Below are 18409 nucleotides of genomic sequence, written 5' to 3'. Positions count from 1 at the left end.
TCCTTTTTTTGTGCCTGAAATTTCTCACTCTCTCTGTCCACAACAATTAATTCTCTTGAAATATCAAATAAAAGCCACATAGTTAGTGACAGCAAAGCACTCTTTTTAGCGCGCCTATTATCACCACTTTTATCTAGGGACTAAGCTCGCAATTTTGCATTACTTTGTTATATACTATGCGCGTAGATAAAAAGGTTTATCTACGCTTATTTGCATCATTGCCAATTGTAGTACTTAATTGATTTCCAACTGAATACAATTATGTACTGTAATTGGTACTTTGATGGCAACTTATTAGAATACATTTAAGGAACATTTTAAGTGCAAGCAATTATTAAAGAATTTCAACTAGGTCAACATACAGTTACCCTAGAAACAGGTGCTATCGCACGTCAAGCTGACGGCGCAGTACTAGCAAGCATTGGCGATACTTCAGTATTAGTAACGGTTGTTGGTAAGCGTGAAGCGCAACCAGGCCAAGACTTTTTCCCACTTACAGTTAACTACCAAGAGCGTATGTACGCTGCAGGTCGTATCCCTGGTGGCTTCTTAAAGCGTGAAGGTCGTCCTAACGACGGTGAAACACTTATTGCACGTCTTATTGACCGTCCAATTCGTCCACTTTTCCCAACTGGTTTTGTAAACGAAGTACAAGTTATCGCAACGGTTGTTTCTGTTAACCCTGAAATCCAACCTGATATGGTTGCGATGATTGGTACTTCAGCAGCACTTGCTATCTCTGGTATCCCATTCAGTGGCCCAATTGGTGCAGCACGCGTTGGTTATATCAACGGTGAGTACGTACTTAACCCAACATTAAAAGAGCTTGAAGAAAGCCAACTTGATTTAGTTGTTGCAGGTACTGATAACGCAGTACTTATGGTTGAATCTGAAGCTGACGTATTAGCTGAAGACGTAATGCTAGGTGCAGTTGTTTATGGTCATGAGCAATCTCAAGCGATCATCAACGCAATCAACGAATTCAAAGCAGAAGCAGGCAAGCCTACATGGGATTGGACTGCACCTGAGAAAAACGTTGCTTTAGAAGATAAAGTAGCGGCAATCGCAGCTGATAAAGTAGGCGAAGCTTACCGCATCACCGATAAAGTAGCGCGTAAAGAAGCACTTGGCGCTGCAAAAGATGAAGTTGTTGCGGTATTAACAGCTGAACTTGCTGAAGGCGAGTCACTAGACAAGCAAGAAGTGGGTAAAGTATTCGGTTCTCTTGAGAAGAAAATCGTTCGTGGCCGCATCACTGCTGGCGAAAAACGTATTGATGGTCGTGAACCAGATATGATCCGTGCACTTGACGTAATGACTGGCGTATTGCCACGTACTCACGGCTCTGCAATCTTTACTCGTGGTGAAACTCAAGCACTTGTAACTGCTACACTTGGTACAGAACGTGATTCACAGTTAATCGACGATTTAACGGGTACACACAAAAACCACTTTATGCTTAACTACAACTTCCCTCCGTTCTGCGTAGGTGAAACTGGTTTTGTTGGTTCTCCTAAGCGTCGTGAAATCGGCCACGGTAACCTAGCTAAGCGTGGTATCCAAGCTGTAATGCCTACATTGACTGAGTTCCCTTACTCAATCCGTGTGGTATCTGAAATCACTGAATCAAACGGTTCATCTTCAATGGCATCAGTATGTGGTACTTCACTTGCACTTATGAACGCAGGTGTGCCAATTAAAGCGTCTGTTGCGGGTATCGCGATGGGTCTAGTTAAAGAAGACGAGAAATTCGTGGTTCTTTCTGACATCTTAGGTGATGAAGATCACTTAGGTGACATGGACTTTAAAGTAGCTGGTACTGCTGCAGGTATTACTGCACTACAAATGGATATCAAGATTGAAGGCATCACGCAAGAAATCATGCAAATTGCGCTTAAACAAGCAAAAGCTGCACGTTTACACATCCTAGGTGTGATGGACGAAGCGATTTCTGCACCATCTGAAGAGCTTTCAATGTTTGCTCCACGTATCTACACAATGAAGATACCACAGAAGAAAATCGCTGAAGTTATCGGTAAAGGTGGCGCAACTATTCGTCAACTTACTGAAGAGACAGGTACTACGATTGAAATCGGTGATGATGGCACAATCAAAATCGCAGCAACAGACGGTGAAAGCGCAGCAAATGCAATCAGCCGTATTGAGCAATTAACAGCTGAACTTGAAGTAGGTACTATCTACGAAGGTAAAGTGGTACGTATCGTTGATTTCGGTGCGTTTGTAAATATTCTTCCTGGTAAAGATGGCCTTGTGCATATCTCTCAGATCAGCACTGAGCGCGTAAATAACGTGACAGATCACCTATCTGAAGGTCAAGAAGTTAAAGTTAAAGTACTAGAAGTAGACCGTCAAGGTCGCGTACGTCTAAGTATCAAAGAAGCAATGGAAGCAGCTGCATCTTCAGCTGAGGCGCCAACTGACGCTTAATTGTTGATATTTAATCCAGATATTCTCTGGATAATATAAAAAGGGGCTGTATAGCCTCTTTTTTTATGCTTTAATGAAACCTCTGTGGATAGCACTTGTCTTATCTGTTTGCTACTTATCTTGGTATAAAGGATTTTAATGATACTTAAACACATAGCCTTGGCATCGTTTGCTATTTTGTCTTTAAGCGCCTGTCAATCTACTTCGCAAGCACAACCCTCTGCGATTGTTAATGTGCCTTTCACTGCACCATTGCCTTCTGATTTTCGTAGTGAAATAGCCATAGCTCGTTATTCGGAATTATTGAATCGCGCTGATTTAGCGCCAGATCAACAAGCAAAATTATTTTATGACCGCGGTGTATTATTTGACAGCTTAGGTATGTCTACTTTGGCACGAATCGATTTTAATCGTGCTGTGCAATTAAAACCAGATCTCGCCGAAGTGTATAATTTTCTCGGCATTCACCATACCTTGATGCAGCAATATGAAAAAGCCTATGAATTTTTTGATTCCGCTTTAGAACTCAATGAGCAGCACGAATACGCCTATTTAAATCGTGGTATTGCACTGTATTATGGCGATAGACCAAACCTTGCAGCTGCTGATCTTAAAGAGTTTTTAACTCGTTCACCCAGTGATCCATACCGAGTATTGTGGCTTTATTTAGCACAAGCGAACGCTGATCCAGTGCAAGCTTTAGCTACGTTAAAAGCCAATGCGCAAGGCCTTGACGATAGTCAATGGGCTTATGGCTTAATCTCATTGTTTATTGGCGATATGAGCGAACGTGCCTTTTTAGACAGCATTAGCGAAGGCGTAGCAACTGAACAAGAGTATGCGCAGCGTTTGTGTGAAGCGTATTTTTACCTTGCGAAAATGTACCAAGCAAAAGGCTTAGATTATCAAGCTACTGATTTTTTCCGCTTAGCACTTGCCACCAATGTGCATGAGTTTGTGGAATATAAATATGCGCGTTTAGAGCTTGAGTTAATGGCTGGTGAAAACGCTAGTTAAATACCTCATTAGCGTTGCTGTTGTACTGAGTGTTGGTTGCTTACCAAGCTCAGTGGAACAGCATCGCAACATTGCTTTTTGGCATGCCCAACACAATCCTCACTCTATTGTGGTTAACTATTATCGTTTTGCTGATGAGTTTAATGCGCAATTAAATAGTCTCTCAGATCCCACTTTATACTTGTTAGCTTTAAATGCCGTTACAGATGCTCAGTTTGCATGGGCATTGCGCCTATTAAATAATGATCAGCCACGTGCAGCACAGCCGTTTTGGCGTGTCAGTGTCGCTCAGCAAAGTGAACAGAAACGGCGGCAGCTCAGCGCACAGTTACTTCGCCTTGAGCGCTGGTGTGATTTAGAGAGCTTAAAAGAGCAACAACGGTTACCTGCCAGTGATGCTGCTGAGCATTTGAAGTTAAAGCGCAGAGTTGCACCGCAGTTTATCGAGCAAGGCTTTGCTAATGATGAAGGGTTTTTATTAGCTTTTTCACAGCTTCAAGCAACATCTCAATGTCAGTTTAATGTATTGATGATGACAGATCACCGCCAAGGTATTAGCCAACTCAATGCATTTACCCAACGATACCAACAGCAACCACAACCACGAACAGCTAGTTTCTGCTTTAGTAAACCCATTTACTTAGGTAATACAATTGACTGTCAGCAACAGCCAGGCTTGGCAGCTAAATGTGATTGGCAGCCTTTCATAACGCAGCAAAGATGGCCAACAGGCTTTGATTTTATCGTTATGATGACGGCAACAGGGTCAGGTAATGTGCAAGGCGGAATAATGCATTTAAACTCGGCGAGCCATTACGGTTTATTTTTACATGAATTGATGCATTTTAATGGCTTTGAAGATGAGTATGTGTTGCCTATAGCAAAACAAGCATGGTTATGTGAACAGCGCGGTTTCGTCGCTCCTAATTTGTTTATTGCCAATGGTGTGCCTGCGCCTGCTGGCTGGACTTTAAGCGATAGCTGCCAAACGGGAAGTAAAGCTTACAAACCAAGTGCAGACTGGTCAATTATGCAATATCAAAGGTTGCCACTTTCTGCTCAATATCAGCAGTTATGGCGGAAAAAAATCAGTGAGCCGGACTATCAACCAGTTCGTTTTATTGATTATTTTCGACAAATGGAGCCTGCTATGGACTTTATAGATAAAATGCCAAATAAAAATATTGCCGAGTAAAGTTGTGAATAATATGAAATCAGCGTTAAATTAGCACAAAATAGCAGCAAGTAGCTTGGCTGACTATAGACAAAATCGTCCTTGATCAGTATAACTATATCCATAAAGCATTTATTTAAGCAAAAAATTAACCATCACAATAACCAGTACTAAACTAAAACTAACTAGCAATGTATTGATACTCTTATGACTTCAAAAGGTTTCTCATTATGACTTTGCTCTGGATACCCTTGTTATCCTTAATTGGCAGTGTTATTTCGTCCTGCACCGGAAAACTGACTCGTAATCAATCTACGAGCTTAACTATGCTAGCGCCGTTATGTGCCTTAGCAATTGCGATTTATCACGCGCCAGCAATTTTAGCGGGGGAGACACTGCGCTTTACCGCACAATGGATGCCGGCATTAGGAATCGACATAGCTTTACGCTTAGACGGCTTAAGCTTATTGTTTATTTTTATGATCTTAGGAATAGGTCTGCTGGTAATCTTTTATACTCGTTACTATTTGAGTCCGAAAGACTCAATGTCAAAGCTCTACAGTTACTTAATGCTATTTATGACGGCAATGCTTGGCATTGTAATGTCGAATAACGTTATTCAACTGTGGTTTTTTTGGGAGCTTACTAGTATCAGCTCGTTCTTGCTGATCAGCTACTGGTGGCATAAAACTGAAGCGCGTAAAGGGGCGCGAATGGCGCTGGCAGTGACTGGAGCCGGTGGCTTAGCATTATTAGGTGGTTTATTGCTGATTGGGGATATTGTTGGCAGTTATAATCTCGATGTGATTTTAGCCAGCCGTGCGTTGATCCAATCACACGAGCTATTCGAAGTTGCCTTGGTACTGGTGTTACTCGGTGCATTTACTAAATCTGCACAGTTCCCATTTCATTTTTGGCTACCGCATGCGATGGCGGCGCCAACACCGGTTAGTGCTTATTTACACTCTGCAACTATGGTTAAAGCGGGGATATTTTTACTGGCGCGTTTCCACCCTGCGCTTGCTGGTAACGACACGTGGTTTATTTTAGTGGCGATGACGGGTTTAACGACCTTATTAGTTGGCGCTTATATCGCGTTATTTAAGCATGATTTAAAAGGCTTGTTAGCCTATTCAACCATTAGTCACCTTGGTTTAATTACCTTACTTTTAGGTTTAGATACAGAGCTTGCTACGGTAGCTGCGATTTTCCATATTATTAACCATGCTACATTTAAAGCTTCTTTATTTATGGCGACCGGTATTATTGACCATGAAACCGGCACCCGAGATATGCGTAAACTTAATGGTATGTGGCGCTTTATGCCTTATACCGCAACTCTTGCAATGGTTGCCGCTGCGGCAATGGCGGGTGTGCCACTGTTAAATGGGTTCTTATCAAAAGAAATGTTCTTTGCGGAAACCTTACACCAACAAGTGCTTGGTTCAATGTCATGGCTGATCCCCGTATTAGCCACTTTAGCAGCTGCTTTTTCAGTGGCTTATTCAGCGCGCTTTATCCATGATGTATTCTTTAATGGCGACCCTATTGATTTACCTAAAACCCCGCATGAGCCACCGCGTTATATGCGCGTGCCAATCGAAATCCTAGTCGTGTTATGTTTGCTGGTTGGTATGTTTCCAAACTTTGTGGTTGATGGCATTTTATCGGCGGCATCCTTGGCTGTGTTAGGGGATGCAACGCCTGAGTTTAAGTTGTCAATTTGGCATGGCTTTAACTTACCTTTGTTGATGAGCTTTTTGGCGACTTGCTGTGGTGTATTTATTTATATTCAGCGTAAACACTTGTTTCAATTTCAAGCTTCGTTACCAACATTGAATGCTAAAAAGACTTTTGAAAGGGTGCTTTATAGCGTTATTAAATGGAGCCAAGAGAAGATCCGCAGTACTGAAAATGGTTCATTACAACGCTATATTGTTATTATGCTCGGCGTGGTTTTACTGTGCGCGGGTTGGCCATTATTTGAAATGGGTGAATTAGCAGGCACAGTTCCAAGTACGCCGATTGATTTTTATAATGGCATTGGCGCAGGCTTATTGATTATTGGTGCAATTAGCACTGTGATCTGGCATCGCGCTCGTATGGTATCGCTATTAATGATATCCATTGTGGGCTTAATGGTGTCGGTGGCATTTACTCGTTTTTCTGCGCCGGATTTAGCTTTAACACAATTAACTGTTGAAGTTGTGACGGTTATTTTATTGATGTTGGCGCTGTTCTTTTTACCGCAACGTACACCAAAAGAGTCAAGTTCATTACGCATGTTACGTGACTTAGGCATTGCTTCAGCTGTAGGGATCGTGATTGCCAGTATTTGTTATGCGTTATTAACGCGCCCACTTGAATCAATTTCAGATTTCTTTGTTGCCAATGCAAAAACTGGCGGTGGTGGTACTAACGTAGTTAACGTTATTTTGGTTGATTTCAGGGGGTTTGACACCCTAGGTGAAATTACCGTACTAGGTATTGCTGCATTAGGTATTTATAAATTACTGACAAACTTACCTTTATTTATGCCAGCCAGTGACAGTGAAGGGCGTCCATGGGCACGCGAGCGTTATCCAATACTACTTACTAGTATTTCGCAAAGCTTATTGCCTTTAGCTTTGCTAGTTTCAGCGTATATCTTCTTGCGTGGGCACAATTTACCAGGCGGTGGCTTTATTGCAGGTTTGGTGACTTCTATTGCGTTTATTTTACAATATATGGCTCGAGGTTCAGTGTGGATCACTTCTCGCTTTGATGTGAACTATCGGAAAATCATAGCCTCAGGTATCGCGATTGCCATGTTTACAGGTTTAGGTAGCTGGGCATTTGGCCGACCGTTCTTAACCACATGGTTTGATTACTTTGATATTCCATTTGTGGGTAAAACGGAGCTTGCCAGTGCGATTGTATTTGATTTAGGCGTGTATCTGACCGTGGTTGGTGCCACCTTAATGATTTTAGCAAGTCTTGGTAAACTCACTGCCGATGCAACCAAAGAAGAGGTCAATATTTAATGGAACTGTTATACGCATCATGCGTTGGTGTATTAGTGACTTGTGGCATTTATTTGCTTCTTAGAGCGCGAACTTTTCCAGTGGTGCTGGGATTAACGATGATTTCTTATGCGGTAAATTTATTTTTATTTTCAGCCGGACGATTAACAATTAATAAAGCGGTGGTGCTGGGCACTGGCGCTGATTATGCCGATCCTTTACCACAAGCATTAGTCTTAACGGCAATCGTAATTGGCTTTGCAATGACAGCCTTTGTGGTGATTTTAGCCATTCGTGGTCGTGCTGATCTAGGTAATGATCATGTTGATGGTCACCTTGTGAAAAGCAACAACAAGGAGCACAGATGATTCAGCACTTGGCTTCATTGCCTATCTTAATTTCAATGCTTGCAGCCATCCTGCTGTTATTACCGCCATGCGGTAAAAGCATTCCAATTCGTCGTGTAGTGTCGATCGTGATGTCAATTATTACAGCCTGTATTAGTGCTGTATTGCTGGTTCATGTTTATAACTCAGGCCCTATGGTCTATGCCATTGGCGATTGGCAAGCCCCATATGGTATTGTTTTAGTTGCTGATTTGTTGTCGGTATTAATGGTCGCTTTAACGTCATTTTTAGCGTTAGCCGTGGTACTTTACAGTAGTGTGGGCGATGATGAAAAAGGCAGCTTTTTCCATCCATTGGTGCACTTCTTAGTACTGGGTGTCAATGGTGCATTTCTAACCGGTGATTTATTTAATCTGTTTGTATTTTTTGAAGTACTGTTAATTGCTTCTTACTCGTTATTGATGCATGCAGGGGATAAACATAAGACGCGTGCGGCATTACAATACGTTGTATTAAACTTGATTGGCTCAAGTGTATTTTTGATTGCCTTAGGTATTTTATATGGCGTATTAGGCACCTTGAATATTGCCGATATGGCGCTAAAAGTATCCCAGTTACAAGGTGATGACGTCTACCTTGCGAAAATTGGTGGTTTACTACTACTGGTTGTGTTCGCATTAAAAGGCGCACTATTACCGTTGCACCTGTGGTTACCCAATACATACGCCAGTGCTATGCCGGTAGTGGCAGCCTTGTTTGCGATTATGACCAAAGTGGGCGTCTATGCCATGCTGCGGGTGTATACCGTTATATTTGGTGAGCAGGCGGGTTTATTAAATCACATGGCGCAGCCTTGGTTATGGGGTTTAGCAATTGCGACCATTGTGATTGGTGCCATTGGTGTACTTGCTGCTCAAGATTTGCGCAAACTAACCGCAAATCTGGTGGTGGTATCGGTGGGGACTTTAGTTGCATTAGTTGCAATTCAGCATGTTAGTGCAACGGCTGCCTTGTTGTACTATTTAGTACATTCAACCATTATTTGTGCGGCGCTATTTTTATTAGCAGATTTAATTGCTCATCAACGTGGTAAAGTGGCGGATCGTTTAGCCCCAGGACGTGGTGTAGCACAACCGATATTATTAGGTGGCTGTTTTATTGTTGCTGCTTTAGCTGTTGTTGGTATGCCGCCGCTTTCAGGGTTTGTCGGCAAAATTTGGATTTTGAAAGTAACCTTCGATAGTGAGCGAGCATTATTATTTTGGCCAGTGTATTTAATTGCCAGCTTTGCGCTATTGGTTGCATTATCTCGGGCAGGCACCAGTTTATTTTGGGAGCGCAAGCACCAAGGTCGTGATCATCCAGAAGAAGAGCATGCCAAACCAATGCAAGTTATTGCCGTAATAGGTTTATTAGCGTGTTCGCCATTAATGGTTATTTTTGCGGGGCCTATTTCCGACTATATGATTGCTGCTGCTACGCAATTACATGATATACCGGCCGGAATAAATATGGTTCTTAAGGGAGGCTTATAATGCGTTTAGAATCCCGTTTTCGTTGGCTACCTACACCATTTCGCAGTTTATTACTGTTTGTCGTGTGGTTGCTGTTAAATAATAGTGTATCGCCAGGTCATTTAATTTTGGCCGCGCTGTTTGCCTTTTTTATTCCTGTGATCACATTTCCATTTCGTGAGCCACAGCCACTGATAATTAAGCCAGGTCTTGCAGTAAAGCAATTTTTGATTGTGCTGTATGATATTATTACGGCAAATTTACAAGTTGCACTGTTAATTTTAGGACCTGTTAAAAAGCTGCGTCCGGCATTTGTGAAAGTCCCGCTGGATCTAACTCATGCAATGCCGATCACAATCTTGGCAAGTACGGTATCGCTTACGCCAGGTACTGTTAGTGCTGAAGTTTACCCGATCCCAGAGTCATTACCGCCAGATGAAGAGCCAACAGAGCGTTTCTTATTAATTCATGTGCTAGATTTAGATGATGAACAAGCCTTGATCGATACCATAAAGCAGCGCTATGAAGCGCCACTTAAGGAGATATTTCAATGTTAGAAACGGTTTTTTTAATCGTCTTTGCCATGATAGGCCTATCGCTGTTACTTAACTTGTGGCGTTTAGTGGTTGGCCCTTCGGTACCTGATCGAATTCTCGCGCTTGATACTATGTATATCAATACGATTGCATTGATCATCTTATACGGTATGAGCATGGGGACAGGCTTGTATTTTGAAGCCGCCCTGTTAATTGCAATGCTTGGCTTTGTCAGCACCGTAGCGGTATGTAAGTATCTGCTACGTGGCGATATCATCGAATAGGGAATACGTATGTACAGTGAATGGGTCGTGTCTATTTTATTACTGATTGGTGGCGCATTTATTTTAATTGGCTCGATTGGCTTAATTAAAATGCCTGACTTTTTTATGCGTTTGCATGGGCCAACCAAAGCCACCACCTTAGGTATGGCTGGGGTGCTGATTGCCGCTATGGTGTTTTTTAGTAATGCACAAGATGGTATTAGTGTGAAAGAGCTATTGATCACTATCTTTTTATTAATCACTGCGCCAATTAGTGGTTATATGCTAATAAAATCAGCGATACACCATAAATTAAAAGCCAAAGACGGCACCAAAGGCTTAGACAACGTTGAGGATGATTGAGTAACACTCAGCATGTTGAACTTTTATAAGCCCGTTAAGTTACCTTAGCGGGCTTTTTATTGGCCGCTATTATTCGTACACTCAAACACATCATAAATTGCTATCACATGTAAATGCTAAAACGTAAAAAACTCATTATTGCGTACTTATTGATTGTGTTGCCACTGCTAGACAGTCTACTAATACCGCCCGCTTTTGGTTTGCAATGGCACAATGCAAAAACCATGTATTTGTTCAGCGCCTATTTGATACCTATTAAGTTATTATTTGTAACTATTGGCGGCTTTTTATTAGTAAAACAAGATCGGCAACATCATGAGCAACCCCGTGTTTGGTATCGTAAATTGGTTGATGGCCTCATTTTTATTGTGGCGGGCGTGCAGTTTATTGTCCTGGCGATAATTAGTGGCTTATATTTGGTTGTGGGTACTCAAGCCGACGACTACCAACAACAAGGTAATATCAGTGTGTATACCTCTGATATCGGTGCCTTTGGCAAAGCGACCCATTATTTTTCTTATCAATGCTCTGATGATAATGGCTTTTATACTTTAACACCAATTGTCACTCTTGATTGGCTTGGGCATTTTACTTTTAGTGAAAAAGGCACAGTGTTAATTATCAATCATAATGCGCATACAGATAAAGGCGGGCAAGTTAAGCAAATAGATTTGACTGGTTTTGCTTGTAAGTAGATGCAGCCACTTATGCAACTGGCTGCATATATGAGGTGAGTTAACGAGTTGATTATTTACTCTGTACGTCAACCTCTTGTCCTGTTTGTAAACGTTCAGCACCACGAATTGCGATCTTATCGCCGGCATTTAAACTGTTGTCTGCAAGGGGGGAGATTGCTACAAGCTCTCCTTTACCACTGCCCACGGTTACCGGAATTTGGATTGCTTTATGTTGACCATCAATTTTTACTACATGAGTGCCTTGCTTACGGATGATCAGTGCATCTCTATTTACTAATAACACGTCGTTTTTAGTTCTCAATGGCACCGTTACATCGACAAGTTGGCCAATGGCCCAAGCATGCTGATTATCTGTTTGTAAATTAGCAGGTATTTCAACGGTTTGCGAGCGTGGATCAGTTGATGGAATAACCGCAGTAATGATTGCCGAGGCAGTGTCTGGCTGTGATAAGTCGCCACTAGTGATAGGTAAGGTGATACCCGTTTGTAAATACTTTAAGTATTTAACTGGCACATATAAACGGACTTCTAAATGATGAATATCCAATAAAGTGAGTAACTCGTCGGCCCGATTTATTTCTCGACCTGCGCGTTTAAACCGCTCACTAACAACGCCTGTAAAAGGCGCACGGATTGTGGCTCTGGTTAACTTATCTTCTATCACCCTCAGCTCAACATTGGCAAGTGCTATATCAGATCGAGCTAAGTCATGCTTATTTTGCACTTCATCAACCTGACTCAGGGCTGCGCTACTTGATTTTGCGAGTTCTTTTAAGCGGGTTAGATCTTGTTGATATAAACGTAAATTGATATTAGCGCGGTTTAGCATTTCTTCTTGGCGTGCTTTATCCAGTTCTAATGGCAGGGTATCCATGCGCGCTAGAATATCATTTTTGTTTATTTCGCTACCAGGCTCTGCAACATACATCAGGCGGCCACTTATTCCGGCTGTTAAAGTAACGTCGTCTTTGCCATACAGTGTGCCATTAACCGCTATTTCGCTGGTAAGAGGTGCTTTACTCACCTCAGCAACAGTGACTGGCGCAATGGCAAAAGCAGGAGCAACAAATAAACAATTGCACAACATGAAAAACTGTAAAGCTGATTTTATTCTATTCATAGTTATATCCTCGATCTTCATTGAACTGCTGATGTAGTTTGTTGATTAGTTGACGCAGGCGTTGTGTTACGACCTAGTTGTAACAAGCTAGGCATCAAAATAAGCGTAAATAATGCACTGATAGCCATACCGCCAACAATAACGGTAGCAAGGCCTCTGTATATTTCAGAGCCAACCCCTGGCATAAGCATCAGTGGTAGCATGCCGAATAAGCTGGTGAGTGTGCTCAAGTACACGGGCCTTGCTCTTAGTAAAACCGCTTGTTTCACTGCAGCGTTACGACTCAATCCTGAGGCCAATGCGACTTTAGTTTGATCGACCAGTAATATGGCATTGTTAACCACCAGTCCTAACAAAATGATAAAGCCAATCATGGTGAGCAAATCCAGTGATTGAAAGGTAAATAAGTTTAAAATAAATAGCGCGAGTACACCGCCGGCAATGGCTAACGGCATAACCAGTAATACCAGTGCGCTGTCTGTTGCGGATTTAAACAGGGCTGTCATTAATAAAAATAAAATAAACAATGCCAGCACAAAATTCAGTGCCATTTCGGTCATCGCAGAATTCATTTTTTGGGCATTGCCAGCTAGGATTGCTCCCGCATTAGTTGGCAGACTCGCTCTGACTTTAGGCATTACTTGTTCAGTTAAAATTGTTTGCGCTTGTTGTAAACTCATATCGGCAGGTGGAGTTACCACTATAATCACTGTACGGCGGCCATTTACCCGACGTAACTGAGTCGGACCTACCGTTCGTTCAATGTTGGCAAGTTCGCCAAGGGTTTGAATGCCTGCTTGTGGGGTTACAATTGGCAGGGCTTTAAGTTCTTCTGGCGTTTGCCAAGGAATGCCTCGTAAAATGACATTCATGCGTTCATTACCATCAAAATACTCATTCACAAATAAACCGCCAGTGTAGGCTTGCACGGCTTGCGACACATCTCGACGAGTCAGCCCTGCTTGGGTAATACGGCGATCGTTAGGTGTTAATCTCAGTTCTGGTTCAGCCATATCAAGGCGTGGTTGTGGCTGAGCGGTCGCGTTTGGTAGCGCTTCATTGACGGCACTTAACGCAATTTGAGCTGCATTAACTAAGTTATCCATGTTTGGCCCAGTTAGGTCAATATTGATAGCACGACCATCGCCACCGTTAGCAACTTGGATCATTGAACCGCGAAAGAAAAATACTTGGGTATCAGGTAAATCAATAAAAATTTCTTCTTTGGCTACTTTCATTAACTCTTCAACCCGCTGTGGATCGGCGGAATATATAAAGCCGCCAGCATTTGAGCCAAAAGCATAAAAATTGAAGTCTTTAATACTCGGTTCTTTTTCACCTGTGTAGTAGGGCATTAGCCGTTTTTTAACGCGCAGTAGCAACTCTTCTTCCATAAACTGCACATTCCCACCGGGAGGTGTGATTAAATTGAAAAAGAAGCCGTCGGTAGGCGCACGCGGCATAAAATCAGTTTTAGGTAACATAGTAAATGCTGTGAGTACTGAGCCACCCAGTAATACAGCGATCCAGCTCATTTGTTTAATCCGCGTATTGGTAAGCCTCATAATAAAATTACTCAGTTTTAGCCAATATTGCTGATATGGATCTGCTTTTATCTGCGCATCAGGCCATAAATGGTTTGCTAATGGGATTAGCGTGATTGCACATATCATTGAAGTGATCACTGCTATTGAAAGTGTCAGTGCTAAGTCAGAAAACAACTGCCCCTCAATTCCCGCCATAAATAAAATGGGCAAAAAGATCGCAACACTGGTGGTGGTTGACGCAAATAGGGCACCCGTGACTTGAGCCGCTCCTTTGAGCGCTGCTTTTTTATTATCTATACCATCAGTGCGCAGCCGAGCGATATTTTCTTGGACTATGATGGCAGCATCTAATACTAAGCCAACAGCAAATGCTAGACCCGCAAGGGATATAACATTAAGGCTACGGCCAAAAATATTCAGCGCTAAAAATGCCACCATCAGTGAAATGGGAATTGTTGCTGCAATGATCAAGGTCGCTTTCAGGCCTCTAAAAACAGCCATAAGATCAAACACGATAATACAACGCCTAAGCCCAGATTACTTTTTACTAATGACAGGGCATTACGTATGTGTACTGAGGCGTCGAAACTAAGCTCTATAGAGAGGCCATTGGCTGCCAACGGACCTTCGTTTAGCTCTTTAATTGCTAGGTTTATATCATCCAGTAATGCTACGGTATTGGCTTGATTAGCACGAGAAATACGGATGTAATAAGCGGGCTTTCCATTGCGGCCACTCATTCCTAAGCGGTCAGAGTAAGTACGTTCAACACTGGCAATATCCCCTAAATAAATGGGCCTGTCACCTGAATAGCCAACACGCATCTGTGCCATACTTAAGAGATCATATTGCCCAGTAAAACGCACTGTATATTGACGTCGGCCCACATTTGCTAAGCCGCCAGAGGTATCGCGAGAGCTTGCCAGTACGTTACTTATTTGATCAAGGCTTACGCCCAGGGCTGCTGCTTTATGAGGATCAAAGGTAATACACAACTCTTGCGGGCGCTCACTGGCCAGATCCACCCGGGCAACACCAGGAATTTGCGCTAACCTTGGCTCAATAAACTCATCAATTTGTTTTTGAAACTGCGGCATATCAAAATCTAAACTATCTGATTGATAATCTTTTGGTGTGATCAGTAAGGTTGCAGCTGCCTCACCATTATTACCGCCAGCGAATACCACAGGGTCGAATGCGTCTAAAGGTAGGGGGGCGCTTGGTTAAGGCTGGTTAATACATCGAGCATTGCTTGTTGCATGTTTTGGCCAACAGCAAAGGTCAGTGTTATTGCGCCGTTACCACGATTGATATTGGTATTGACCTCTAATGCACCAGGGGTATTTTTTACTGCATTTTCGATAGGTTCAATAATGACAGATTCAATCTCTTCTGGCGCTGCTTGGCGCCAGCCAGAAAAAATAGTTATTTGCGGTTGTTCAATATCAGGGGTTAATTGGATTGGCAGCTTAAAAATGCTTAATATGCCAAACAATATAATTAGTACCAAGATAACAATGACACTCGCGGGGTTTTTCAGCGAACTACGTGTCAGGTTCATAGTGAGTGTTCCAATATTTGTTTTTGTGCGTTGTAGTGGTATGTGAAAAAAGTGCCAGTATGGTAAATAGCATGTGTGTCAAAAGTAACCAAGAAACCACTAAATCAGCCAAAAGAGGCAATTTTGTAATAACTTGTAACACTTTAAGTATAAATTCGGTGGCACTTTTTTAAGCGATCATTTTTAAGTTGTTTTGAGTTAGACTTACTAACAATATTTTTAATCGATAAAATGTTGTTTAAAAAGCAAGGAGCTTATCATGAAAAAGCATGAGCTGATTGACCAAGATGGACAAGCCGACTTTGGTATTTTTCCAGATGGAGTAGATGACATCAATTACTTGGATTTTGACCTGCGTAGTACTATGGGTAAATCCAGAAGTACGCTTTTTAAAAAGTTAAGCTTTAATCAATTTCAATTTATTAGTTTGAGTTGTGAGCAGTTAATTATTGGTTTAGCGATCGTTGATTTAAAAATTGCGAGTCACTGTTTTGTATATGTATACGACCCACAAACGACAGAATTCGATGAAGTCAGTTTTATCAGCTTACTGGCTTTAAATACGTGTATTGATAGCACACCAAACACCGGGCAAGCGACTTTTCGAAAAGGGCGTAACAGCGTAACTATTAATACAACCGCTAAGCCGCAAATACGCTCGGTAGAGGTAAATTTAAAGTCCGGGCTGAAAATTAGTGCCTGTATTGATGAATCGATAAATTATAACCCGCTTGCGGTGTGTGTTCGTGCCGGTTTTACAGGCTTTCATTTTACCCAAAAAACTGCCGCATTACCCTGTACTGGAACACTTCAGTGGCGTGGTAACAAATATGTATTTGAAGAGCTTAAAATACTGGCAAGTGTTGATTGGAGCGCGGGTTTCATGCGTCGCGAAACCTTTTGGAACTGGGGGAGTTTAGCCTGCACATTAGCTGATGGCCGCCGCTTAGGTTTAAATTTAAGTGCGGGGGTTATTGAAACAGGTTTTACCGAAAACGCCTTGTGGCTCGATGGCACGCTTTATAAAATTGATATGGTCGATTTTCAATTTGAGCGCTATGGTAATGCTAAAGCAACGAGTAAATGGCGGCTGCGTTCAAACGACGGTATCATCAATTTATACTTCGAACCAATAGGTAAACGCCAAGATAAAACCAACTTAATTATTATCGCGACTAACTTCACTCAACACTTCGGCCGTTTTTATGGTGACATTACCCTTGCAGATGAAGTCATTACCCTCAGCGGCGAGTGGGGCTTCACCGAAGATCATTATGCGAAATGGTAAATAGGAGTATTTTTAGCCGTCAGCCGTCAGCCGTCAGCCTGTCTCTTATACAGAAGTTTCTATTTTCTTATATTCATGATCTAATATACAAAAAAAATAGGTCATGAATATGGTAAGCAATGAATCTCTCGAATGGGCGCAACTTATTTTCAGTAAAGCTAAGCTTAACGATCCTCGCCGCACTAAACGCCTTGTAAAGATAGCCGCTTCTTTGGCAAGTAATGCCGGTAAGTCCTTAATGTCATCTTGTCCAGACCCTGCAAGTATTGAAGGCGCATATCGCTTTATCCGTAACGATAATATTTCTGCTGATGACATTGCGCAAGCTGGGTTTGCGCATACTGACACCATCGTTAAAGAGCGACCACTCGTGCTTGCTCTTCAAGATACAACAGGGCTGAGCTATAAACATTCAGTATGTGATGAATTAGGTGAGGTCAATTCGGCATCTGATGAAAAGCGCAGCTCTAAAGGTCGCACTTTATACGCTCACTCAACACTGATGCTCGATGCAAATGAAGAAAAAGCAATAGGGCTTGCATACCAACATTACTGGTATAGAGAGAAGAAACAAACGGGTAAACAAAATACGCTGCAATGCCGTGATAGAGAGCTAAAAGAAAGCTACAAATGGCAAAATAATGTTGAAGAAGTTAAAGAGCGCCTTGGTGATTTAAGTAATGTAATAGACGTATGTGACCGCGAAGCGGACATGTATGAATACCTTGATTACCAAATACAAAATGAACACCGCTTTATTGTCAGAGCAAAAGACAATCGTCGTCTTGTAGGTGAATATCATAAATTAGAAGATATTTTACCGACACTCACTCCCGCAGGTCAGTATGAAATAGATATTCAACAAAGAGGCGGGAGAAAAGCACGAACAGCCCATATAGATGTAAGCTTTACATCGATTAAATTGAAAAAACCACAAAGAGCAAAAGGTGAAAAAGAAGCCCCGCTGACCCTCGTGGTATGCACGGAACAAAATAACGACAACAAGAATAAATTACAGTGGTTACTGTATACAACAGAGTCGGTTACAAATGCAGTAGAAGCAAGAAAAATAGCGCGTTATTACGAGTTAAGGTGGCGCATAGAAGAGTTCCATAAGATTTGGAAAACGGAAGGAACAGAAGTTGAAAAGTTACGCATGCAACACTTAGATAATTTAAAAAAGGCAGCAGTAATAGAGGCATTTATAGCGGTCAGACTTTTGCAATTAAGGGAGCTTGCTCAAAATAGAGAAGAAGCAGAAAAAATCAGCTGCGAAGTCTATTTAGACACATTAAGTTGGAAATTACTCTTTAAAGCGACAAATCAGCAGGCTGCACTGCCGAAGAAAGCCCCGTCGTTAAAGTGGGCATATTATGCGATAGCCAAATTGGGAGGTTGGCACGATAGTAAACGAACAGGGCGTGTTGGCACAAAAGCCATGTGGGATGGCTGGGTGAAGTTGGTATTTTTAGTCGAGTCCTATGCTTTTATGAAGGAACTCGACTTGTGATCAAGAGACAGGCCGTCAGCC

The 18409-nt window shown here is 42.1% G+C and carries 13 protein-coding genes and 1 pseudogene; 12 read left to right on the top strand and 2 right to left on the bottom strand.

Annotation, left to right across the window (positions count from 1 at the left end; translation table 11 throughout):
• The first annotated feature begins 321 nt into the window (after window positions 1-321).
• The 10 genes from pnp (at window position 322) to NDQ71_RS05470 (ending at window position 11359) form a co-directional block, all read left to right on the top strand.
• Window positions 322-2448 (top strand): polyribonucleotide nucleotidyltransferase, encoded by a 2127-nt coding sequence (gene pnp / locus NDQ71_RS05515; protein ID WP_064667624.1) that lies wholly within the window; start codon window positions 322-324, stop codon window positions 2446-2448.
• A 138-nt stretch (window positions 2449-2586) separates the two neighbouring features.
• The gene (gene nlpI, locus NDQ71_RS05510) at window positions 2587-3465 is read left to right on the top strand and encodes a lipoprotein NlpI (RefSeq protein WP_192542760.1); all 879 of its coding nucleotides are present in this window, start codon (window positions 2587-2589) and stop codon (window positions 3463-3465) included.
• Entirely contained in the window at window positions 3449-4660 is a 1212-nt protein-coding gene (locus NDQ71_RS05505) for a hypothetical protein (RefSeq protein ID WP_192542759.1), read from the top strand. Before nlpI ends, NDQ71_RS05505 begins: the two co-directional genes overlap by 17 nt.
• Before the next feature lie 209 nt (window positions 4661-4869).
• On the top strand, window positions 4870-7662 hold the full coding sequence (locus tag NDQ71_RS05500; protein ID WP_301562385.1) for a monovalent cation/H+ antiporter subunit A: 2793 nt from the start codon (window positions 4870-4872) through the stop codon (window positions 7660-7662).
• Entirely contained in the window at window positions 7662-8009 is a 348-nt protein-coding gene (locus NDQ71_RS05495) for a Na+/H+ antiporter subunit C (protein ID WP_064667620.1), read from the top strand. The genes NDQ71_RS05500 and NDQ71_RS05495 overlap by 1 nt, the downstream gene beginning before the upstream one ends.
• Window positions 8006-9523, top strand: coding sequence for a monovalent cation/H+ antiporter subunit D (locus NDQ71_RS05490; protein ID WP_301562384.1), 1518 nt, complete (start codon window positions 8006-8008; stop codon window positions 9521-9523). Before NDQ71_RS05495 ends, NDQ71_RS05490 begins: the two co-directional genes overlap by 4 nt.
• Window positions 9523-10059: a Na+/H+ antiporter subunit E gene (locus NDQ71_RS05485; protein ID WP_192542757.1), complete on the top strand. Its 537-nt coding sequence runs from the start codon at window positions 9523-9525 to the stop codon at window positions 10057-10059. Before NDQ71_RS05490 ends, NDQ71_RS05485 begins: the two co-directional genes overlap by 1 nt.
• Entirely contained in the window at window positions 10053-10322 is a 270-nt protein-coding gene (locus tag NDQ71_RS05480) for a K+/H+ antiporter subunit F (RefSeq protein WP_016707651.1), read from the top strand. The genes NDQ71_RS05485 and NDQ71_RS05480 overlap by 7 nt, the downstream gene beginning before the upstream one ends.
• A 9-nt stretch (window positions 10323-10331) precedes the next feature.
• Window positions 10332-10664: a Na+/H+ antiporter subunit G gene (locus tag NDQ71_RS05475; protein WP_064667617.1), complete on the top strand. Its 333-nt coding sequence runs from the start codon at window positions 10332-10334 to the stop codon at window positions 10662-10664.
• A gap of 113 nt (window positions 10665-10777) precedes the next feature.
• Entirely contained in the window at window positions 10778-11359 is a 582-nt protein-coding gene (locus NDQ71_RS05470) for a hypothetical protein (protein ID WP_192542756.1), read from the top strand.
• Between the two features lie 52 nt (window positions 11360-11411).
• Here the strand turns inward: NDQ71_RS05470 and NDQ71_RS05465 are convergent, their stop codons facing one another.
• Together NDQ71_RS05465 and NDQ71_RS05460 are read right to left on the bottom strand one after the other, a co-directional pair.
• Window positions 11412-12482 (bottom strand): efflux RND transporter periplasmic adaptor subunit, encoded by a 1071-nt coding sequence (locus NDQ71_RS05465; protein ID WP_225736733.1) that lies wholly within the window; start codon window positions 12480-12482, stop codon window positions 11412-11414.
• Window positions 12483-12499: 17 nt separating this feature from the next.
• Window positions 12500-15590: pseudogene (locus NDQ71_RS05460) on the bottom strand (efflux RND transporter permease subunit).
• A 259-nt stretch (window positions 15591-15849) separates the two neighbouring features.
• On the opposite strand from NDQ71_RS05460, the gene NDQ71_RS05455 reads away from it, so the two are divergent.
• Together NDQ71_RS05455 and NDQ71_RS05450 are read left to right on the top strand one after the other, a co-directional pair.
• Entirely contained in the window at window positions 15850-16878 is a 1029-nt protein-coding gene (locus NDQ71_RS05455; protein ID WP_225736732.1) for a DUF2804 domain-containing protein, read from the top strand.
• Window positions 16879-16987: 109 nt separating this feature from the next.
• Window positions 16988-18388 (top strand): IS4 family transposase, encoded by a 1401-nt coding sequence (locus tag NDQ71_RS05450; RefSeq protein ID WP_301561664.1) that lies wholly within the window; start codon window positions 16988-16990, stop codon window positions 18386-18388.
• The last annotated feature ends 21 nt before the right edge of the window (window positions 18389-18409 follow it).

This window comes from Pseudoalteromonas sp. KG3 (assembly GCF_030436385.1).
Lineage (GTDB): Bacteria > Pseudomonadota > Gammaproteobacteria > Enterobacterales > Alteromonadaceae > Pseudoalteromonas > Pseudoalteromonas prydzensis.
The sequence above is the reverse complement of the archived record's forward strand: the minus strand, read 5'-3'. Positions and strand labels throughout refer to the sequence as shown.